The organism is Rhizobium sp. RHZ01, assembly GCF_014851595.1.
GTDB lineage: Bacteria > Pseudomonadota > Alphaproteobacteria > Rhizobiales > Rhizobiaceae > Rhizobium > Rhizobium altiplani.
In genome coordinates, this window is the sequence record NZ_JACUZZ010000002.1 from 1 (window position 1) to 20570 (window position 20570).

General features: G+C 61.2%; 22 protein-coding genes. 12 read left to right on the forward strand and 10 right to left on the reverse strand.

The window, feature by feature from the left end; all coding sequences use genetic code 11:
* Window positions 1-163: 163 nt before the first annotated feature.
* Both IB248_RS02770 and IB248_RS02775 read right to left on the reverse strand, forming a co-directional pair.
* Window positions 164-763: a transglutaminase-like cysteine peptidase gene (locus tag IB248_RS02770; RefSeq protein ID WP_018855238.1), complete on the reverse strand. Its 600-nt coding sequence runs from the start codon at window positions 761-763 to the stop codon at window positions 164-166.
* A 150-nt stretch (window positions 764-913) separates the two neighbouring features.
* The gene (locus tag IB248_RS02775; RefSeq protein ID WP_018855237.1) at window positions 914-1714 is read right to left on the reverse strand and encodes an alpha/beta hydrolase; all 801 of its coding nucleotides are present in this window, start codon (window positions 1712-1714) and stop codon (window positions 914-916) included.
* A gap of 179 nt (window positions 1715-1893) precedes the next feature.
* On the opposite strand from IB248_RS02775, the gene infC reads away from it, so the two are divergent.
* Window positions 1894-2430, forward strand: coding sequence for a translation initiation factor IF-3 (infC, locus tag IB248_RS02780; protein ID WP_025658610.1), 537 nt, complete (start codon window positions 1894-1896; stop codon window positions 2428-2430).
* A 251-nt stretch (window positions 2431-2681) separates the two neighbouring features.
* Here infC and IB248_RS02785 read toward each other — a convergent pair whose 3' ends face one another.
* Entirely contained in the window at window positions 2682-3065 is a 384-nt protein-coding gene (locus IB248_RS02785) for a hypothetical protein (RefSeq protein WP_018855235.1), read from the reverse strand.
* A gap of 253 nt (window positions 3066-3318) precedes the next feature.
* Between IB248_RS02785 and IB248_RS02790 the strand changes: the two genes are divergently transcribed.
* The 7 genes from IB248_RS02790 (at window position 3319) to pheT (ending at window position 10559) form a co-directional block, all read left to right on the forward strand.
* Complete coding sequence (locus tag IB248_RS02790) at window positions 3319-3864, forward strand: hypothetical protein (RefSeq protein ID WP_026371523.1); 546 nt, start codon at window positions 3319-3321, stop codon at window positions 3862-3864.
* Between the two features lie 5 nt (window positions 3865-3869).
* Window positions 3870-4535 (forward strand): response regulator transcription factor, encoded by a 666-nt coding sequence (locus IB248_RS02795; RefSeq protein WP_192240266.1) that lies wholly within the window; start codon window positions 3870-3872, stop codon window positions 4533-4535.
* A complete protein-coding gene (locus IB248_RS02800; RefSeq protein WP_192240267.1) occupies window positions 4532-5884 on the forward strand; it encodes a HAMP domain-containing sensor histidine kinase in 1353 nt (450 codons plus the stop codon). The genes IB248_RS02795 and IB248_RS02800 overlap by 4 nt, the downstream gene beginning before the upstream one ends.
* A gap of 231 nt (window positions 5885-6115) precedes the next feature.
* A complete protein-coding gene (rpmI, locus tag IB248_RS02805; RefSeq protein ID WP_007529267.1) occupies window positions 6116-6319 on the forward strand; it encodes a 50S ribosomal protein L35 in 204 nt (67 codons plus the stop codon).
* 39 nt (window positions 6320-6358) lie between these two features.
* Window positions 6359-6763 carry a 50S ribosomal protein L20 gene (rplT, locus tag IB248_RS02810; RefSeq protein ID WP_007798644.1) on the forward strand — a complete coding sequence of 135 codons (405 nt, stop codon included), beginning with the start codon at window positions 6359-6361 and terminating at the stop codon, window positions 6761-6763.
* Window positions 6764-7037: 274 nt separating this feature from the next.
* A complete protein-coding gene (gene pheS / locus IB248_RS02815; protein WP_018855230.1) occupies window positions 7038-8120 on the forward strand; it encodes a phenylalanine--tRNA ligase subunit alpha in 1083 nt (360 codons plus the stop codon).
* A gap of 15 nt (window positions 8121-8135) precedes the next feature.
* Window positions 8136-10559 (forward strand): phenylalanine--tRNA ligase subunit beta, encoded by a 2424-nt coding sequence (gene pheT / locus IB248_RS02820; protein ID WP_192240268.1) that lies wholly within the window; start codon window positions 8136-8138, stop codon window positions 10557-10559.
* Window positions 10560-10838: 279 nt separating this feature from the next.
* Here the strand turns inward: pheT and IB248_RS02825 are convergent, their stop codons facing one another.
* Both IB248_RS02825 and IB248_RS02830 read right to left on the reverse strand, forming a co-directional pair.
* Complete coding sequence (locus IB248_RS02825; RefSeq protein ID WP_018855227.1) at window positions 10839-11198, reverse strand: nuclear transport factor 2 family protein; 360 nt, start codon at window positions 11196-11198, stop codon at window positions 10839-10841.
* Window positions 11199-11299: 101 nt separating this feature from the next.
* Entirely contained in the window at window positions 11300-12295 is a 996-nt protein-coding gene (locus IB248_RS02830) for an aldo/keto reductase (protein ID WP_192240269.1), read from the reverse strand.
* A gap of 125 nt (window positions 12296-12420) precedes the next feature.
* Here IB248_RS02830 and IB248_RS02835 point away from each other — a divergent pair, with 125 nt between their 5' ends.
* Entirely contained in the window at window positions 12421-13311 is an 891-nt protein-coding gene (locus IB248_RS02835) for a LysR family transcriptional regulator (protein WP_018855225.1), read from the forward strand.
* Window positions 13312-13350: 39 nt separating this feature from the next.
* Here the strand turns inward: IB248_RS02835 and IB248_RS02840 are convergent, their stop codons facing one another.
* Window positions 13351-13845, reverse strand: a complete 495-nt coding sequence (locus IB248_RS02840) for a ferritin-like domain-containing protein (protein WP_018855224.1) — start codon at window positions 13843-13845, stop codon at window positions 13351-13353.
* Window positions 13846-14003: 158 nt separating this feature from the next.
* Here IB248_RS02840 and IB248_RS02845 point away from each other — a divergent pair, with 158 nt between their 5' ends.
* Window positions 14004-14621, forward strand: a complete 618-nt coding sequence (locus IB248_RS02845; protein WP_025658617.1) for a hypothetical protein — start codon at window positions 14004-14006, stop codon at window positions 14619-14621.
* Here the strand turns inward: IB248_RS02845 and IB248_RS02850 are convergent.
* Both IB248_RS02850 and IB248_RS02855 read right to left on the reverse strand, forming a co-directional pair.
* Window positions 14611-15054: a GNAT family N-acetyltransferase gene (locus IB248_RS02850; protein WP_192240270.1), complete on the reverse strand. Its 444-nt coding sequence runs from the start codon at window positions 15052-15054 to the stop codon at window positions 14611-14613. The genes IB248_RS02845 and IB248_RS02850 overlap by 11 nt on opposite strands.
* A 12-nt stretch (window positions 15055-15066) precedes the next feature.
* On the reverse strand, window positions 15067-16017 hold the full coding sequence (locus tag IB248_RS02855; RefSeq protein WP_192240271.1) for an aldo/keto reductase: 951 nt from the start codon (window positions 16015-16017) through the stop codon (window positions 15067-15069).
* Between the two features lie 179 nt (window positions 16018-16196).
* On the opposite strand from IB248_RS02855, the gene IB248_RS02860 reads away from it, so the two are divergent.
* Window positions 16197-17183 (forward strand): Gfo/Idh/MocA family oxidoreductase, encoded by a 987-nt coding sequence (locus IB248_RS02860; RefSeq protein WP_192240272.1) that lies wholly within the window; start codon window positions 16197-16199, stop codon window positions 17181-17183.
* A gap of 2 nt (window positions 17184-17185) precedes the next feature.
* Here IB248_RS02860 and IB248_RS02865 read toward each other — a convergent pair whose 3' ends face one another.
* Both IB248_RS02865 and IB248_RS02870 read right to left on the reverse strand, forming a co-directional pair.
* Window positions 17186-17563 carry a GtrA family protein gene (locus IB248_RS02865; protein WP_018855219.1) on the reverse strand — a complete coding sequence of 126 codons (378 nt, stop codon included), beginning with the start codon at window positions 17561-17563 and terminating at the stop codon, window positions 17186-17188.
* Entirely contained in the window at window positions 17560-18573 is a 1014-nt protein-coding gene (locus IB248_RS02870) for a glycosyltransferase (RefSeq protein ID WP_192240273.1), read from the reverse strand. The genes IB248_RS02865 and IB248_RS02870 overlap by 4 nt, the downstream gene beginning before the upstream one ends.
* A 155-nt stretch (window positions 18574-18728) precedes the next feature.
* Here IB248_RS02870 and IB248_RS02875 point away from each other — a divergent pair, with 155 nt between their 5' ends.
* Window positions 18729-20570 (forward strand): hypothetical protein, encoded by a 1842-nt coding sequence (locus IB248_RS02875; protein ID WP_018855217.1) that lies wholly within the window; start codon window positions 18729-18731, stop codon window positions 20568-20570.

The window sequence follows — 20570 nt, forward strand, 5'->3', positions numbered from 1 at the left end:
TCGGCACCAGACTGTCGAGCGTCACCATCTCAAGAGCCGTCTGGGTGGGGGCAGGTTTCTTCAACATGTCCCAATGAATCACAAACCCCCAGACGGTGCCAGGGGTTTGTCAGCAATCTGAGGCCGGCGTTTCGCCGGCCTTTTTCGTTCAATCTACTATCGCTTATCGCAAAGCACCGACCAGAACGTCGCGGCCATTTTCGATGGTGACCCAGCGACCGGCATTGTTGCTCGACTGGCGCTTGATGAAGGAGTAGGGCGTGTCGAACCATGGCTTGATGTTGGACGCCAGGTTGTCGAGCACGAAGTCGCCGTTGCTGGTGCGCAGCGTCAGCACGGCATGACCTTCGCCATCGGGCTTGCGGACCACCGTGAGAAGAAGATTAGCCGGCGAAATTCCGCGCTGTATCAGGATGCGGCGCTTCAGCAGGGCGAAGTCCTCGCAGTCGCCTGCGGTCGTCGGATAAGCCCAGACCTCATCCTTGCCGTAGATTTCCTTGTCGGTCATCGGCGTGATGTTGTTGTTGACCATCGTGTTGACGGACCGCACCATTCCCCATTTCCCTTCCGACATCTCGGCCGGCGAGACGTTGCGGTTTGGGCCGCATTCATTGCGATGGCTCTGGCAGAAGTCGTAATGGCCGATCGGCTGGGACGTCGCAGCGCCGGTAACCATCGAGAGATTGTTGGTGGAAGCCGGCGTTGCGGCTGTAGACATAGCAAACATGGCCATCATGGCCACGACGAAACCCTTGATCCGCACGCCCGCTGTTCCCTTGCATCGCCCATGTATTGTTAACAAAAAGTTAACGGACGGAGGCTCGGAGAGTCAATCGTTACTTCTGGGGAAGGTGCCACTACCCGCCAATATGGTTAAAATCCGTTAGGATTTGGCACACATGGATCGTTTGGCCTAGCGGATAAGCCCTTTGACGGCGGCGAGCATGCGCTCGATGTCCTGGGGCCGCGACAGCCGGTGATCGCCATCACGCACGAAGGTCAGCACGACGTCGTCGGCGGGGAGATGCTCCACGAGCTTCATAGCGTGCTGATAGGGAACGTCCGGATCCTTCATCCCCTGCAGGATATGGACCGGGCAGCCGGTCTCGATGATGCCGTTGAGCACGCTGTTGTCGCGCCCGTCCTCTATCAGGGTTCGCGTATAGATGTTTGGCTCGGGGCTGTAGGCCGACCGCTCTTCGAAGTAGCCGCGCTCGGCCAGCGAGGCCTTCTCCTTCTTCGTGAGGTTCGGCTCGATCAGATCGGAGGTGAAGTCGGGAGCCGGCGCAATCAGCACCATGCCCGCGAGCTTCGGCCCGTCCTGCCGCTTGGCGAGTTCCTGCGCCAGCCTGAGCGCAATCCATCCGCCCATCGACGAGCCGACGACGAGGATGCGCTCGGGCGCCGCGTGGAGGATTACCGCAAGCGCCTCCTCGAGCCAGCGCGAGATCGTCCCGTCGGTGAATTTGCCGCCGGACAGGCCGTGGCCGGAATAGTCGAGGCGCAGGCAGGCAAGGCCGTTTTCGGCCGCGAACCTGTCCAGCTCCACCGCCTTGCTGCCGCTCATGTCAGAGCGGTATCCGGAGAGCCAGACGAGGGTTGGGCCGGCCGTTTGGCCAGGTTGGCTACGCGCAATATAGGCGATCTCGCGCGCAGCTTCGCCCTGTCCGACGGTAAGATATTGTTGGTTGTAAGTGAGATTTGCGTCAGACATCGCGGAACTCCAGTTGTTTTGGCCTATAAAACAGATTCTTGACAGGCTGACAGCAGGTGATTTTTCCGCTAAAGGATGGTACCGACTCCGTTGCAGCAATGGTGAAACGACATTTGTACTTCCGTCATCGGGAGTGCCCGGGCTGCAGCGATCCGAAACAACGCGAGGAGAATACGACCATTCGCAGACCCTTTAAAGCCGACGCGCCCGTAAAGGAAGGGCCGCGCTCGAACCGGGAAATTCGCATCCCCCGAGTTCAGCTGATTGATGCTGAAGGACAGAACTTGGGTGTTGTGCCCACCGACCAGGCCCTGAAAATGGCTGAGGAAGCCGGCCTCGACCTGGTGGAAATCTCCCCCAATGCCGAACCGCCTGTATGCAAGATCCTCGATCTGGGCAAGCTGAAATATGCCAACCAGAAGAAGGCTGCCGAGGCGCGCAAGAAGCAGAAGATTGTCGAAGTTAAAGAGATCAAGATGCGCCCTAACATCGACACCCATGACTATGAGGTGAAGATGAAGGCGATGGGCCGTTTCTTTGAAGACGGTGACAAGGTCAAGGTGACATTGAAGTTCCGCGGCCGTGAAATGGCGCACCAGGAACTTGGTATGAAGCTGCTGCAGCAGGTGAAGGCCGACACGACCGAATATGCCAAGGTCGAAGCCGAGCCCAAGCTCGAAGGCCGCCAGATGATGATGGTACTCGCGCCGAAGTGAGGCGCGTCGCCACTCTCCAATCAAAGCCGTCCGTAAGGGCGGCTTTTGTATTTTGGGGCTGTGGTCGGACCAATCTGACAGGATGCTGACAAACGCACTCAACAGTCTGTCAGAGAGACTTTGGCAATCTGTTCTCAACAAGAAGAGAGCAGAAGGCAAAGATCATGAAGAAGACCATTTCACACGCGTTATTGGCTTCCGTCGCCGCAATCACGGTGACCTTGTCGCTCCCGACAATGCAGACGTTCACGTCAGGCCATTTTTCGTCGTTGGCATTCGCTCGCGGCGGCAGCGATGATGGCGGTGGAAGCAGCAGCAGCGGCAACAGTGGATCCAGCCATAGCGGTGGCAGTGATGACAACAGCGGCAGCGGGCGTGGCGGTGATGATCATAGCGGTCGCAGCGGTCATGACGACGGCGATGACGATCACGGCCGTGGACGTGGACGCGATGACGGAGCCAACCATGACGCCAATGACGACAATCCTGGCGAGCACCGCGGCGGCCGCAACGACAATCGCCCGGAAGTGACCCTTTCGGTGTCCGAAGCGAGCCTGACGGGACTGCTGAACGGTTCGCTTGTCGCCGTCGATCAACTCGGCCGGCGCCTCGAGGTCGAGGTTGAGCTTGAGCATGGGGCACACGAGGTGATCGCGCATCCTCACAGAGGTGACTTTATTCGAAATCCTGGCGCAATCACCAGCGTCAACATACTTCCCGCTTCGGCGCAATAATCTGCCCGGCGCGGTCTTCCGGCCACCCCTTCGGAAGAAGGAACTCCGCCGCGCCCCGGCGGAGTTCCTGGTTTATCGGAGCCTTGTCTGGTCGCGATAAAGTGTTCAGTGTAGGTTCCGCGATTGCAGAAGCATTGAGGTACATTGAAGTTCAATGAATAGAAGCCGTCGCAGTTTCATGACGATGTTGATGCTGGCCATAGCGCTCTCTGCGGCCGGCCCGATGTTCGTTTCCCATGCTGAGGCCAAGGATGGTGGCAGCGATGATGGCGGCGGCAGCAGCGGTGGGAGCGGTTCGAGCGGAGGCAGCGGCTCGTCGGGCTCTGGTTCGTCCGGATCCTCGGGTTCCAACTCGGGCAGCGGCAGTTCCAATTCCGGTCGTGGCGGCCACGACGATCACGGGGATGATGACGGCGGCGACGACCACGGCGGAGGCGGAGGCGGCGGTAGCAGCGGCCGCGGCAGTGGCGGCCGGAACACCGATTCCGATCGCGCGCGCGACGCCGTTCGCGAGGGCCGGATCCTGCCGCTGAAGACCGTTCTGCAGCGGATCGACGCAAAACGCTACGGTCGGGTCATCGACGTCAATCTCCATCGATCCATGTTCGGCGATGTGTATCAAGTGAAAGTTCGCGACGGGACGGGCGCGATCAGGACATTGCGAGTCGACGCCCGCAACGGAGCATTGCTGGGAGGGTAGGGGCTATGCGTATCCTGTTGGCGGAGGACGATCCCAATATTTCCGGCCATCTGGTCGAACAGCTTGGGCGGGAAGGCTATCGCGTCGAGGTATTTGCAAGCGGGCCTGCTGTATGGGAAGAGGGCGAGACGGGCGATTACTCAGCCATCATCCTAGACCTCGGATTGCCCGGCATGGATGGCCTGTCGATCCTGAAACGCTGGCGCGGCGCGGGCATCAACACGCCGGTTCTTGTTCTCACTGCCCGCGGCTCGTGGATGGAGCGTGTCGACGGCTTTGATGCGGGAGCCGATGACTATCTGCCGAAGCCGTTTCGTACCGAGGAGCTGCTGGCTCGCCTGAGAGCGCTCCTGCGGCGCACCGGCGCCATCGCATCGCGCGTCAAATCCGCCAACCGCTTCACTCTCGATGAAAGCGCAAGGCGCGTCACCTTCGATGGACGCGAACTTGATCTCAGTCCGCTCGAATACCGGATGATAGCGCTTTTCATCGGCAAGCCCGGTGAGGTCCTGAGCCCGACCGAACTGGCGAGCCAGGTTCAGGGCCGTGATGACGATGCCGCCAAGAATGCCGTGGAAGCTATGGTGGCGCGGCTGCGCAAGAAGACGGACAGCGACGCCATCGAGACCCGGCGCGGCTTCGGCTATGTTCTTCCGGGGCGACCTCGGTGATCCACTCGCTGCATTTTCGCCTCGCTGCCGGAGCGCTTGTCGCGATCGCGCTGGCGTTGATGCTCGTCTGGGCGGTGCTTAGCCACCTGTTCGCGGATTATCTGGCCGACCAGTATTCCAACGAAATGACGTCGGTGATGGATTCGCTGGCGGCGCGGCTCAGCGTGGAGAATGGCGCTCTTGAATTGAAGAACGAGCCTGCCGACTCGCGCTTCCAGATCCCCGCCGGCGGCCGCTACTGGCAGATCTCTCCCGATGGCAACGAGGAGCCGCTGCGGTCTCGCTCGCTGTGGGACGAGGAGATCACCGCGGATGACCTGTCGAAGGACATGTATTGCGGGTTCCGGGAAACGGACGGGCCGGATGGCTCGCCGCTGCTGGTGTCGATGAAGACGATGGCGCTTGGCGAAGGCGCCGCAAAGAAGAATTTCACCGTCTATGCGGCTTTCTCCAAGCCCGAGATGGAAGCGGCGCTTGAAAGCTATCACCGGCCGTTGCGGCTGATGCTGCTTTCGACCGGCGGCATGCTGCTCCTCGCGGCGTTCTTGCAGGGGTGGGTGGGCTTGCGCCCGCTGGTGCGGCTTCGCGAGCGCGTTGCGGATATCAGGGCCGGCCGCAGCTCACATATCGGCACGCAGGGGCCGAGCGAGGTCAAGCCACTGGTTCGTGAAATCAACCTGCTGCTCAGCGAGCGGGAGACGGCGATCGAGCGCGCCCGCGCGCGTGCCAGCGACCTCGCCCATGGTTTGAAAACGCCTCTCACGGTGCTGTCTCACCTGGTTGAAGCCTTGCCCGAGGACCAGCGCGAAACGGCTCTGCAACAGATCGAGCTGGTCCGCCAGCGCGCCGACCGACAACTGCAGGCCGCCCGCATGGGAGTGGAGCAAATGGCCACGACGTCGCTGCTCGGCATTGCAGGAAAGCTCGTCAATGTGCTGACGCCTTTCACCGAAGAGAAAGGGATCGACTGGCATCTCGATATCGACCCCGCCCTGACGGTTCAGGCGGACCCCGCGGACATCGCCGAGGCACTCGGCAACGTACTCGACAATGCCGTGCGCTTTGCCAGGACGCGCATCGATCTTTCCTCCGGTCGCTTACAGGATGATGTCGTGCTCAGCGTTTCCGACGATGGACCCGGCGCCGATCCTGGTAGCTACGACCTGATGCTGAAGCGCGGTGTCAGGATCGATGAAGGCACGGCAGGAACTGGGTTAGGGCTGGCGATCTCGGGCGATATCCTTGAGGCTTACGGCGGCAGGCTCGATCTTTCCGCCTCGCGGTGGGGCGGGCTGCAGGTGAAACTGATGCTTCCGGCCATGGCGAGCCGGCCTCCCGCCATTGCTTAGAAGATTCATTGGCCGCCCCGTTGCACTTTTATGACGCTGCGGTTATAAGCGCGCGTCCGAACTGACCGGCAGGGCATGCCGTGGCGGTTTCGAATGCTTGCGGAACGGTTCATCACCGGGGCCGCAGATCAACAACAAACGCTCCCGCACCTTGTTGCGACGGCCGGAAACCGGGCATCGCAAGAAGGCTTCCTTGATGAAGAGCAGGGGGTCCAGAAACGGAGTAGCAAAATGCCCAAGATGAAGACGAAGTCTGCTGCCAAGAAGCGGTTCAAGATCACCGCGACCGGCAAGGTCAAGGCTGCAGCTGCTGGCAAGCGCCATGGCATGATCAAGCGTACCAACAAGTTCATCCGCGATGCACGTGGCACGATGGTTCTCGCAGAACCCGATGGCCGCAAGGTCGTGAAGAACTACCTGCCGAACGGTCTCTAAGACTATTCCGCGAACGCTTTAGATTAAGGAGATCATGAAATGGCACGTGTAAAAAGAGGCGTTACCGCCCACGCCAAGCACAAGAAGGTTCTGAAGGCCGCTAAGGGCTTTTACGGCCGTCGCAAGAACACCATCCGCGCTGCGAAGGCTGCTGTCGATCGTTCGAAGCAGTACGCTTACCGCGACCGCAAGATCAACAAGCGCAACTTCCGCGCCCTCTGGATCCAGCGCATCAACGCCGCTGTCCGCGAATTCGGCCTGACCTACGGCCGCTTCATCGACGGCCTGAACAAGGCTGGCATCGAAGTCGACCGTAAGGTTCTCTCCGACATGGCAATCCATGAGCCTGAAGCATTCGGTGCACTCGTTGCTGCCTCCAAGAAGGCTCTCGAGTACCTGAAGGACGCCGGTACGAAGAACGAGTTTGAAGCAGCCGTCAACTAAGCCGGCGCTGTCAGAGCTTTTGCTTCGATGATTTAGGACCCGCGCTGGCCAGGCTTGCGCGGGTTCTTTGCATTTGGCGCGATGGCGATTGAGACGGCATTGCCCGCGATGGGCCGTTCCTCTCTCGACGTCGCGGGCTTTTTGTGGTGTGCCCGGTTGATTGGCCGCGTGCACATGGGTAGTGATCTGCGACGCTTCATCGTGGCGCTTGAGCTATTCGATGCATGTTTTCGTGAATTATCGACAAGACTGACGCCCTGTGAGGCAGGAAAAGATGACCGAACTCGAAACCCTGGAAAAGCAACTTCTGTCTGATGTGGCAGCCGCTGCCGACGAGCCGGCGATCGAAGCCGTGCGTGTTGGCGCGCTCGGCAAGAAGGGTTCGGTCTCCGAGCTCCTGAAGACGCTCGGTGCAATGACGCCGGAAGAGCGCCAGACGCGCGGCGCTGCCATCAACGCACTGAAGAACGCCGTCACCGACGCAATCACCGACCGCAAGGCGGAGCTGAAGAAGGCCGCGATCGATGCGCGCCTGAAGGCCGAGACGGTCGACGTCAGCCTGCCGGTACGCTCTTCGCCAGCCGAGCGCGGCCGTATCCATCCGATCAGCCAGATCATCGACGAAATCACCGCGATCTTCGGCGACATGGGTTTCTCGATCGCCGAAGGTCCGGATGTCGAGACCGACTACTACAATTTCACGGCGCTGAACTTCCCGGAAGGCCACCCGGCCCGCGAGATGCACGACACCTTCTTCTTCAATCCGGATGAGAACGGTGAGCGCAAGGTGCTGCGCACGCACACCTCGCCGGTACAGGTGCGCACCATGGAAGCGCAGAAGCCGCCGATCCGCATCATCATCCCCGGCAAGACCTACCGCCAGGATTCGGACGCCACGCACTCGCCGATGTTCCACCAGGTCGAAGGCTTGGTCGTCGACAAGAAGGCGAATGTCGCCAACATCCGCTGGGTGCTCGAAGAGTTCTGCAAGTCCTTCTTCGAGGTCGACAGTGTGACGATGCGCTTCCGCCCGTCCTTCTTCCCGTTCACCGAGCCGTCCTTCGAAGTCGACATCCAGTGCGACCGCTCCGGTCCGATCGTCAAGTTCGGCGAAGGCACCGACTGGATGGAGATCCTTGGCTGCGGCATGGTGCATCCGAACGTGCTCCGCGCCGGCGGTCTCGATCCCGATGAATACCAGGGCTTTGCCTGGGGCATGGGCCTCGACCGCATCGCCATGCTGAAATACGGCATGCCTGATCTGCGCGACTTCTTCAACGCCGACGTCCGCTGGATGACCCATTACGGCTTCCGCCCGCTCGACATGCCGACGCTGTTCGGCGGCCTGAGCGCGTAAGGGAGGATAGAGATTATGAAGTTCACACTCTCCTGGCTGAAGGATCATCTGGAAACGGATGCGACCCTCGATGAAATCTGCACCCGCCTGACCGAGATCGGGCTCGAGGTCGAGGACGTCGATGACAAGGCGGCGTTCAAGCCCTTCGTCATCGCCAAGATCCTTACCGCCGAGAAACACCCACAGGCCGATCGCCTCAAGGTTCTCTCCGTCGATACCGGCAAGGGCGCCCCCGTCCAGGTCGTCTGCGGCGCTCCCAATGCGCGCGCCGGCTTGATCGGCGCCTTCGCGGCCCCCGGCACCTATGTTCCCGGCATCGACGTGACGCTCGCCGTCGGCAACATCCGCGGCGTCGAAAGCCACGGCATGATGTGTTCGGAGAAGGAGCTGCAGATCTCCGACAGCCACGATGGCATCATCGATCTCCCCGAGGATGCGCCGGTTGGTGAAAGCTACGCCGCCTACGCGCATCTCGACGATCCCATGATCGAGATCAACCTGACGCCGAACCGTCCGGATTGCACTTCGATCTACGGCATCGCGCGTGACCTGGCTGCTTCCGGCCTCGGCACGCTGAAGACACGCCCGGCACCGTCCTTCACTGTTGAAGGCGAGACGCCGGTGAGGCTGACGCTCGACCTTGACGATCCGAAGCTCTGCCCGGGCTTTGCGCTGCGTCTCGTACGCGGCGTCAAGAACGGCCCGAGCCCGAAATGGGTGCAACAGCGTCTGCTCGCTATCGGTCTTCGCCCGATCAACGCGCTCGTCGATATCACCAACTACATGACCTTCGACCAGGGTCGCCCGATGCACGTCTTCGACGCCGCCAAGGTCAAGGGCAACCTGACCGTCCGTCGCGCCAAGGACGGCGAGACGGTGCTTGCGCTCGATCAGCGCGAGTACAAGCTTGGGCCGAATAATGTCGTGATCGCCGATGCCGATGGCATCGAGTCGATTGGCGGCATCATGGGCGGCGAGCATTCCGGCTGCGACGAGAACACCACCGACGTCTTGATCGAGAGCGCTCTCTGGGATCCAATGAACATCGCGAAATCAGGCCGCGGCCTCGGCATCATCACCGATGCCCGCTACCGCTTCGAGCGCGGGGTCGATCCGGAGTATATGGTTCCCGGTCTCGAGCGCACCACCGAGCTGGTGCTCGAATTCTGCGGCGGCACGGCCGCCAAGGCAGAGGTCGTCGGCTACATGGGTTATGACGCAAAGATCGTCGACTTCCCCTTCTCCGAGGTCAAGCGCCTGACGGGTCTTGAGGTTTCCACGCAGGAAAGCACCGAGATCCTGACGCGCCTCGGCTTCAAGGTTACCGGTTCGGGCGAACGCGTTTCCGTCGCCGTTCCCTCCTGGCGTCCCGATGTCGATGGCAAGGCCGACCTCGTCGAAGAGGTCATGCGCATCCACGGCGTCGACAACATCAAGCCGGCGCCGTTGGAAAGCCATGCAGCCGTCAACGGCAGGATCCTGACGACGCTGCAGATCCGCACTCGCATCGCCAAGCGCGCGCTTGCCTCGCGCGGCATGCTGGAAGCCGTCAATTGGTCGTTCATCTCAGAGGATCAGGCAAAGCTCTTCGGCGGCGGCTTGCCGGCACTCAAGCTTGCCAACCCTATTGCTGCCGATATGTCCGACATGCGCCCCTCGCTGCTCCCCGGCCTGCTGACGGCTGCCCAGCGGAATGGCGACAAGGGCTATGGCGACGTTGCGATCTTCGAGGTGTCCGGCACCTATGAGAACGACCGGCCGGAAGGCCAGCGCCGCGTTGCCGGCGGCGTCCGTCGCGGCACGGCATCGATGTCAGGCGCAGGCCGCATGTGGTCGAACGCTGCCAAGGGCGGCGGCAAGCCGGTGGACGTCTTCGACGCCAAGGCCGATGCGCTGGCCGTGATCGAAGCCTGCGGCCTGCCGATGGGCAACATCCAGATCGAGCAGGGCGGTCCCGAATGGTTCCACCCCGGCCGGTCCGGTACGATCAAGATGGGTCCGAAGGTCGTGCTCGGCTATTTCGGCGAGTTCCATCCCTCGACGCTGGAAGCGCTCGATGTCTCGGGCGCGCTCTGCGGCTTCGAGGTCTATGTCGACGCCATGCCCGAGCCGAAGAAGAAAGCCACCCGCACCAAGCCGGCGCTGGAACTGTCTGCCTTCCAGGCCGTCAAGCGCGACTTTGCCTTCGTCGTCGACAAGTCGGTGGAAGCCGGCGCGATCATCAAGGCCGCGACCGGTGCCGACCGCAAGCTGGTCACATCAGTCAATGTCTTCGACATCTTCGAGGGTCCGTCACTCGGTGAAGGCAAGAAGTCGGTAGCGATCGAAGTGCAGATCCAGCCGGTCGAGCGCACGCTGACCGACGAGGATTTCGAGGCGCTGACTGAGAAGATCGTTGCCAGCGTGACGAAGTTCACCGGTGGTGTTCTCAGAGCCTGAGGCCAAGATCTCCCTTAGCAAAGGGCCGGCGATCATTTCGCCGGCTCCGACTGCTGACGAAGTGTTCTTTTTGCGGAACGTTCGGTTTCTCCGTCATGCCGGCCTTGTGCCGGCATCCAGCGGCACCGCGTCTGCGGTGCGAAAGGCCTCTTGCGCGCAAGGACTTGCGCGCGCTGGACCCCGGCTCATCGGCCGGGGTGACGACGGAGAGAGCTTCCATCCCAATATGCTATAAGGCTTTGTCAGCAAGCTGGGCCGGCGATCGTCTCGCCGGCTTTTTTATGTGTGGAGATAGTAGAGCTTGTTGACGATCGTCCAGCGGCCGTCGATTTTCAGCATCGAGAGGTAATCGGTGAAGCGCATGCCGGCGAAATCGTCGCTGACCTTCACGCACGCCGCATCGCCGACGATGTCAAGCATCTGGATGTCCATGTGCGGCTGTGTTGTGGGTGGTGCCGAACCTTCGGCGACGATCGCGGCAATGAATTCTTCCCGGTTCAGCCACTCGACCGCGTTCTCGTAGTGCCCGATGATGTCGCACTGCGGATGGAAGGCCTTCCGCAATGCAGCTTCGTTGGCGAAGGTCATGCCCTCGACGTAGAGATGGACGACTGCTTCGATTGCCTGCTGGTCCGACATGTCTCACCTCGCCAGGAACATGCCCAATAGCATAGTGCAGCGAATGGGTGCGGCAAGATCGCCGGATGCGGCAGGGGGCAATCGATGCCTCCGCCTTTCGGCTAGAGGTTGGTCATCGCGAGCGACGCGTCGGAGTAGCGCTTGCCGGCAATCTTATCGAGCGAGATGGTCTCTGTCAGTTCGGTCAGCTCCGTCTTGCTCAGCACGATATCGGCTGCGGCGGCGTTCTGCTCGAGATGGTTCACCTTGCGAGCGCCCGGGATCGGCACGATGTCGTCGCCCTGGTGCAGGACCCAGGCGAGCGCCAGCTGTGCGGTGGTCACGCCCTTCTCCTTAGCGAGTGCCTCGAGCTTGGCCACGAGCGCGACATTGGCGTCGAAATTGTCCGACTGGAAGCGCGGCAGCTGGCGCCGGAAATCGTCGGCGCCAAGATCCTCCGGCTTCTGGATCGCGCCCGTCAGAAAGCCACGGCCAAGCGGGCTATAGGGCACGAAGCCGATCCCGAGTTCGCGGCAGGTGTGGAGAACGCCGTTTTCCGGGTCGCGGGTCCAGAGCGAATATTCGCTCTGCAGTGCTGCGATGGGGTGGACGGCATGGGCGCGGCGGATCGTGGCGCTGCCGGCTTCCGAAAGGCCGAGTGCGCGAACCTTGCCTTCGCGTACCAGCTCGGCCATCGCGCCGACGGTCTCCTCGATCGGCACATTGGGGTCGACACGATGCTGGTAGAAAAAGTCGATCGTTTCGACGCCGAGCCGTTTCAGAGAGGCTTCTGCCACTCGCTTCACGTTTTCCGGGCGGCTGTCGACCCCGGTCAGGGCTGCGGCGCCGGATTTATTCGGATCCAGCTTGAAGCCGAACTTGGTGGCGATGACGACGCGGTCGCGCACGGGCTTCAATGCCCGGCCGAGGAGCTCTTCATTGGTGTAGGGACCGTACATTTCGGCCGTGTCGAAGAAGGTGATACCGAGATCGACGGCACGGTTCAGCGTCCTGATCGACTCGTTTTCGTCACTGGCGCCATAGGCGAAGCTCATGCCCATGCAGCCGAGGCCGACGGCAGAGACTTCAAGGTCGTTTCCGAGTTTGCGGGTTTTCATGCGGGGCTCCTTTGTGAGCGAAAGGTCAAACCACGGTCGATGCCGGGTACTGATGAAACCTAGCGCCCCATCAGCCTTCAAAAAATAGGTGCAATCCGTAACAGGCTGTTCTAATCGTTCGATCAATGAACCGCACGCAGCTTGCCCAACTCGTCGTTCTCGCCGCCGTTTCCGAACGACGAAGTTTTCGCGCGGCCGCCAAGGAGCTGGAAATTGCGCCATCTGCCGTCAGCCACGCGATCTCGCGCCTGGAAGAAAGCCTCGGCGTCCGGCTGCTGGCACGGACGACGCGCAGTGTCGCGCCGACGGAGGAGGGGCGTCTGCTGCTGCAGCGCCTGAAGCCGGCGCTTGATGAAATCGGGATCGCGCTAGAAGCGGTCACCGAGGCGGGCGGAAGGCCGGCCGGAAATCTGCGCATCTCCGCGCCGCGTTTTGCCTCGGATATCCTGCTTGCGCCGCGGCTTGGCGAATTCCTGAACCGCTATCCTGATATCACGCTCGAAATCGCCAATGAGGATGGGTTCACCGATATCGTTCGGGAAGGTTTCGACGCCGGCATTCGCCTGGAGGAGAGCCTTGAGGCGGACATGATCGCCGTGCGGGCCTCGCCGAATCTGACCACGGTGATTGCGGGTTCTCCCGACTATTTTGAGCGGCACCCGAAACCCTTGCATCCCTCCGATCTGGTTCACCACCGCTGCATCAAGCGGCGTTTTACAAACGGCACGATCTATCGCTGGGAATTCGAAAAGGACGGCCAGGAGCTGGTTGTGGGAGTCGATGGTCCCTTGATCGTCAGTGAGGACAGGCTGGGATTGATCGCGGCGCTGAATGGCGTGGGGCTCGCCTATCTGTTCGACCTGCGCGTCGAGCACGAACTGGCAAGCGGCAAGCTCGTCCGTGTGCTGGAGGACTGGTGTTCGCCCTATCCGGGGCCATTCATCTACTATCCGAGCCGGCGCCAGATGCGGCCAGCTCTGCGTGCCTTCATCGACTTCTTCCGTTATGTCGGGTGAAGCGGAGGGATGCCGTTGGGCATCCCGCCGGATCGACGGTCAGGCCGCGGCCTTCTGGTTGGCAGCCGTCATGGCCAGCTTCGACAATGTCTTGTCGGTTGCCGCTTCTTCCTGCAGCGTCTTGTCGAGCAGGGCAACGACGTCCTTCTTGCCGAGGGTCTGCGCCCAGGTCTTCAGCGTGCCGTAGCGGGCGATCTCGTAGTGCTCCACTGCCTGCGCAGAGGAGATGAGACCGGCATCGATAGCCGGCGAGCCCTTGAACTCATCGATGATCTCTTCGCCCTCGGCAATGATGCCCTGGATCGCCTCGCAGGTCTTGCCCTGGGCGCGCTTGCCGACGAGGTCAAAGACCTGCTGCAGGCGCTCGACATGTCCCTCGGTCTGCTCGCGATGCTTTTCGAAGCCGGCCTTCAGCTCTTGCGATTGAGCCGCCCGCGCCATTTTCGGCAGGGTGCGCAGGATTTGCCGCTCGGCAAAATAGATGTCCTTGAGCGTATCGTAGAATAGATCGTCGAGGGTCTTTTCTTTGGCCATTGTCTCTACCTTCCTGGGTGTGGGGGATCCGCGCTTCCTTGGTGGGGAGCTACGGACGCTAGGGAAAGACAAGAGGTAGCTAATTGTTCCGGTCGTTTTCGGGTTGCGTTGATCGCCGGGGGAGGCAGAGTGAGACGTTCAACCAACGGGAGCTTTTCGTGAAGAAACCTGGATCGATGAAGGGCCTGGAGGAACTCGGGCGTGCGCGCCTTTCGAAGAATTTCTTCCTCCGTGATTTCCTGCATTCCGAAATCGCCGATTTCTATCGCATTCCGAATATCCCCGAAAATCCCGATCTGGCGATCGAAGCGGGAAGGCGGCTCTGCGAGGAGTTGCTGGAACCGCTGCAGGCGACGTTCGGCCGGCTGCACATCCGTTCCGGCTATCGCTCGCCTGAGGTCAACCAGTTCGGCAACCGCAACAACCTCAACTGCTCGTTAAATGCCGCGACGGCCGCCGATCACATCTGGGACCTGCGCGATTTCGATGGCTGCATGGGTGCCACCGCCTGTGTCGTCGTCCCGTGGATGGTCGACAACTACAGCAACGAAGAGGACTGGCAGAGGCTGGCATGGTGGATCCACGATCATCTGCCCTATGCCTCGCTCTGCTTCTTCCCGAAGCTCTGGGCCTTCAACATCCAATGGCACGAACGGCCGCGCCGGGTCATCCAGAGCTATGTGAGGCCACGCGGCATCCTGACGAAGCCGGGCATGGGGAACTGGGAGGGCAGCCACGCCGGCTTGTATGAGGGCTTCCCGCCGCTCAGAAATTGATGCGGTAGCGGATGTGCCCGTCGTTCTCGACATAGCTGTCGTAGAGCGCCCGCGCCGTCTTGTTCTGTTCGCTGGTGTGCCAGTAGAGCCGCGACCAGCCGTTCTTCTTGCAGAGCGAAACGAGATCGTCCATCAAAGCGCGGCCCACACCCTTTCCGCGTGCGGCCGGATCGACGAAGAGGTCTTCGAGATAGCAGTCCTTGCCACGGATCCAGGTGCCCTCATGCGTCAGGCTGAGGGTGAAACCCATCATCTTGCCGTCCACCTCGCCGACACGCATGAAGATCGCAGACGCCGGATCGAAGACCCGGCGCCATGTCGCATCGGTGATGTCAGGATCGACCGTGACCTCGTAGAAGGCGAGATAGCCGGCCCAAAGCTCGCGCCAGCGCGCTTCGTCCTCGGGCTTCGCATCGCGGATCGTCACGGTCATCGGTCCCTCCCGTCAGGCGGCGCCGGCCCTGTCGAGCAGCGCCATCGCGTCATCGGAGAGTGAAAGCGTCACTGACTTGGTCAAGCTCTCAAGCTGCGACAGGCTGGTAGCACTGGCGATCGGCGCCGTCACGCCCTTCTTTCTGAGCAGCCAGGCAAGCGCGATCTCTGCCGGCTTGGCGCCGGTTTCCGCCACGACCTTGTCGAGCGCTGCCAAAATGCGCAGTCCCTTGTCGTCGAGATATTGCGCCACCCGGCCTTCGCGGGCGCGGCCTTCCGTATCGGCCTTCGTGCGATACTTTCCGGAGAGAAAGCCGGCGGCAAGGCTGAAATAGGTGATGACGCCGATATCTTCCTTGACGCAGAGATCAGCCAGCGGTCCCTCGAAGCTCGCGCGTGCATAGAGATTGTATTCCGGCTGGATGACATCGTAGCGCGGCACGCCGGCCCTCTCGGCGGCATCGAAGGACGCCTGAAGCTGCGTGGCGTCGAGATTGGAGCAGCCGATCGCGCGGATCTTGCCCTGCTGCTTCAGCTTGGCGAAGGCGCCGAGCGTCTCCTCATAGGGCGTGTTCTCGTCCGGCCAATGCGAGAGATAGAGGTCGATATAGTCGGTCTGCAGCCGGCGCAGCGAATCCTCAACCGCCTTCAGGATATAGGTTTCCTTCAGCGTCTTGCCCTGACCCATGTCGGAGCCGACCTTGGTGACGACGACAGCCTTGTGGCGGGACACCTTGCCGCGCTTCAGCCACTTGCCGATGATCTCCTCGGACTCGCCGCCCTTGTTGCCCGGCACCCACGCTCCATAGACGTCGGCCGTGTCGATCGTGTTGAAGCCCGCGTCGAAGAAGGCATCGAGAATATCGAAGGACGTCTTCTCGTCGGCGGTCCAGCTGAAGACGTTGCCGCCCAAGACGATCGGGGCGATCGAAAGGCCGGTTTTTCCAAGACGGCGCATATCCATAGCGCTCTCCTAAAGTGCAGGATTGATTGAAATCGTTGACGCGGCAGAACACCGCCGAAGTCTAACCTAGCGTGGCTTCGAACGAATGGAAACCAACTCCGCGATTTGTGATCGCGCCATTGCGCCGCCGTGGCCGGCTTACTAAGGTGCGCAAAAATCGAACCAGAAGGACCCAGGCTATGCTGCGTTTTGGTATTCTTTCGACCGCAAAGATCGGCCGTGAACTCGTCGTACCCGCCATTCAGGATGCGGAAAACTGCGTCGTGACGGCCGTTGCGAGCCGCGATCTGGCGAGGGCTCGCGAGATGGCGGATCGTTTTTCCGTTCCGCACGCCTTCGGCTCCTACGAGGAGATGCTCGCTTCCGACAAGATCGATGCCGTCTATATTCCGCTGCCAACCTCGCAGCACGTCGAGTGGACGATCAAGGCCGCCGATGCCGGCAAGCACGTGCTCTGCGAAAAGCCGATCGCGCTCAAGGCAGACGAGATCGACAGCCTGATTGCCGCCCGCGACCGCAACAAGGTTCTCATCACCGAAGCCTACATGGTCACCTACGCACCGGTCTGGCGGAAGGTTCGCTCGCTGATAACGGACGGCGCGATTGGCACACTCCTGCATGTTCAGGGCGCCTTCACCTATTTCAACCGCGACCCCGGCAACATGCGCAACATTCCCGAACTCGGCGGCGGCGCGCTGCCTGATATCGGCGTCTATCCGACGATCGGCACACGCTTTTCCACCGGCAAGGAGCCGCTGCGCGTCCAGGCCGTCACCCGCCGCGACCCGGAATTCGGCACCGACATCTATTCCAGCGTCAAGGCCGATTTCGGCGATTTTGAACTGACCTTCTATGTCGCTACCCAGATGGCGAACCGCCAGGTCATGGTTTTCCATGGCACCGACGGCTTCATCGAGGTGAAGTCACCGTTCAATGCTGACCGCTGGGGCGCCGAGGAGATCGAACTCACCAACCGCAGCCACAATGAATCAACGATCTTCCGCTTCCCCGACAGCCGCCAGTACAAGCGCGAAGCCGAGGCCTTTGCGCGCGCTGCCAAGGGTGAGAATGAAGAGGTGGTGACGCTGGAGAGCTCGAAGCTCAGCCAGAAGTTCATCGATGCGATCTACCGCGCCAGCGAGAAGGACGGCTGGGAGCCCGTCTGAGCTCAGTCGCCTCGAAAAACGAAGCGGGAATAGCCGACGAAGCTGAAGACCGTGGACGCGGCGGTGGAAAGAACCATCGCCGCGAGTGGCTGCAAGTCAGGTAGCCGCAGCAGCAGCGCCGAATAAAGCCCATAGTTCACCAGCGCCGCCGTCACCCCGACGGAGCCGTAGCGAAATCCCTCGACGGCGAGCGAGTGTCCCGAGCGATCGAAGGTGAATGTTCTGTTGAAGATCCACGTCGCTGCCATTGCCAGAGCGATCGCGATCACGCGAGCAATGAATGGGCCAAGCGGCGTGATATGCAGCAAGAGCGCAAGAACGCCCGCATCGACCATAAAGCCAAGGCCGCCAGCAATCCCGAAGCGGAGCAGCTTCTTCATCTGGTGCTGATCTTGGCCGACTGTTGATGATAATCGTCGAGATCATCAGCCAGCAAGGGTGTCTGCTCGCGCGGGCGCGGAGCCATAAGGCTCATATAGTGGATGCGAAGCTGCTCTGCGCGGGCGCGCGAAACGGAATCGAGGATCACGCCGGCGGTAAACATCATGAACGACACCATGATCAGTGCCATAGACAGGACCCATGTCGGCATTCGGCTGACGAGACCCGTTTCAAAATACTCGAAGAGGACGGGCGTCATGAATCCGAGACTCGCTGACATAAAAATCGCGCTGATGATGCCAAAGAACACGAAGGGCCGCGTTTCCTTCATCAGCATCGCGAACATCCAGAGGATCTTGGCGCCATCCTTGAAGGTCGAAAGCTTCGAGTGAGAACCTTCCGGCCGACGGCCGTAATCCAGTTCCAGCTCGCTGACAGGCAGCTTCAGACGCGACGCATGCACGGACATTTCCGTTTCGATCTCGAAGCCTCCCGAGACGGCAGGGAAACTCTTGACGAAGCGTCGCGAGAAGACGCGGTAGCCCGAGAAGATATCGGTGAAATCGGTACCGAAGATCGTCCGGTACATCATGTTGAAGATCTTGTTGCCGAAGGCATGCCCCTGCCTGCCGGCATCCGAATGGACGCCGCGCCGTGTGCCGACGACCATGTCGGCGCGCTCCGTCAGCAGGGTGCGGATCAGTTCCTCAGCATCGTCGGGCGAGTAGGTGCCGTCGCCATCGGCCATGATGTAGATGTCGGCGTCGATGTCGGCGAACATGCGCCGGACAACGTGGCCTTTGCCCTGCCGACGTTCGCGCACCACGTGGGCACCGGCAAGCATCGCGTGGAGTGCCGTGCCATCCGTGGAGTTGTTGTCGTAGACGTGGATGGGGGCGCCCGGCAACGCAGACTTGAATCCCCGGACAACGGCGCCGATCGTCGAGGCCTCGTTGTAGCAGGGCAGGAGCACGGCAATATTCAGATTGTCGATACGCGATCCGGTCATGATCACACCCGCGGCGAAGAAATCTCGGCAAGAATAGACGGCGCGCGTTAACAAGTGGCTATGGAGCCGGCGAAAACTGCGCGTGAGCAGGACTTTTACGGTTTCTTGACCGGCGAACGGTAGGATCTTGGCACTCAAACGGTGAGATCCGCTTCATGACGAATGTAGCCCAGATGATCCCTGGTTCCACATCGGCATCGCCGATCGCCAAGCTGCGCGCCATGATGACCCGGTTATGGCCATCGGTGCTTTTTTACAGCGCTGTCCTTATTGCCGCGATCCTCGCTCTGAAGCTGCCTAGCGCGACCGACTATGTCGGCGCCGATAATGATGACGGCATGCGGCTTGTCGAAGTGCGTGATTTCCTGAACGGGCAGGGCTGGTTCGACCTCATGCAATACCGCATGGGACTCGGTGATGGTACGCTGATGCACTGGTCCCGGCTGATCGACCTTCCGATCGCGACGCTGATCCGGTTTTTCGGCTTCTTTTTCCCGCAAGAGCGGGCAGAGGCGGTTGCGCTGGCCGTCTGGCCGCTGTCGCTGATCGTTCCGAGCCTGTGGGCCATGGGACTTGCCGGCCGCCGCATCGGCGGCACGTTCGGCATGCATGTCGCCTTGGGGCTCACCGCTCTGCTCCTGGTTCCGAACAACCGCTTTCTGCCGGGCGCCATCGACCACCATAACGTCCAGTTTGCACTGGTCGCCATCATGACGGCGATGTTGCTCGACGAAAACCATCGGCCGCTCAGCTACGCCGTCGCCGGGCTGGCGGCCGCGATGGCGATCGCGATTGGGGCCGAAACGACGCCGTTCGTGGCGGTGGTATGCGTTGTCGTCGCCGTTTCGTGGGCTTGGGAAGGCGAGCCGTTCGCGCGCGCTGCCAAGGCTTTCGGGCTCGCCCTGGCTCTGTCCATCAGCCTGCTTTTCGTCGGAACCGTTCCGCCAAGGCTTTATTCGGCCGTGACCTGCGATAACCTGTCGCTCGGCTATTACAGTCTTGCGGCCATCGGCGGCGGGCTGTTGCTCTTTGCCGCCACGTTCGCGAGCGGACGGAGCCGACTGCTGCGATTTGCGGCCGTCGGCGGGATCGGCGCGGTCGTGCTCGTCTCCGCCGTCACGATCGCTCCGCAGTGCCTTCATAGTCCGCTGGCCGACCTCGATCCGCTTCTTGTCGAGCTCTGGTTGGACCGCGTGCAGGAGGCACAGTCGATCCTTGGCGCCAATTGGCAGGACCCTTTTACGCTTGGCTTCTACTATTCGACTGGGGCTTTTGCGCTTGCCGTCTGCGTGTTCCGCCTCGCTTACGGCGATCGCGTGCGGGTCCATCTTGTTCTGCTGTCCCTTCTCGCCGTCAGTTGGACAATCGCCGCGGTGCAAGTGCGCGGCACCGCGTTTTCCAATCTTCTTGCAATCCTGCCGCTGACATTGCTGATCATCGACATGCGCCGGTTATCGGCCAGTGACAGCGAAGATGTCGCGGCCGCCTTTTGCTACCTTTCCACGGTTCTCTTAAGCGTGGCGGCGGTGTGGGGGTTAGCGGGGGGGCTTATCGGCATGCAGATGGGGAATGGTGAAAGCATCCTGCAGACCGCACCGGCAAAACCGTCCTGCTCGTCGAAGTCGTCCATCGCGCCTTTGGCCGATTTGCCGGCCGGCCTGGTGGTCGCGCCGTCGGACGTCGGTGTGTCGATCCTTCGCTTTACCGGCAATCGCATACTGGCGGCGCCGTATCATCGAAACCAGGGCGGCATGCTGACGGAAATACATATTGGCCTGGCAGAACCGCAGGAAGCCGAGGCCTTCCTGAAGGGGGTCGGGGCTACGGTCCTTGCCTATTGCGCCGACAATCCGCAGACCAGGGAGCTTACGAAAATGAAGCCGGACGGCCTCTATGCGCAACTGGCGAAGGGCGTCGTTCCGGCTTACCTGCAATCCATACCGACGCCCGGGGGCGCGCCCATCCGGCTCTTCCGTTACATGCCCACCGGCTCGTAA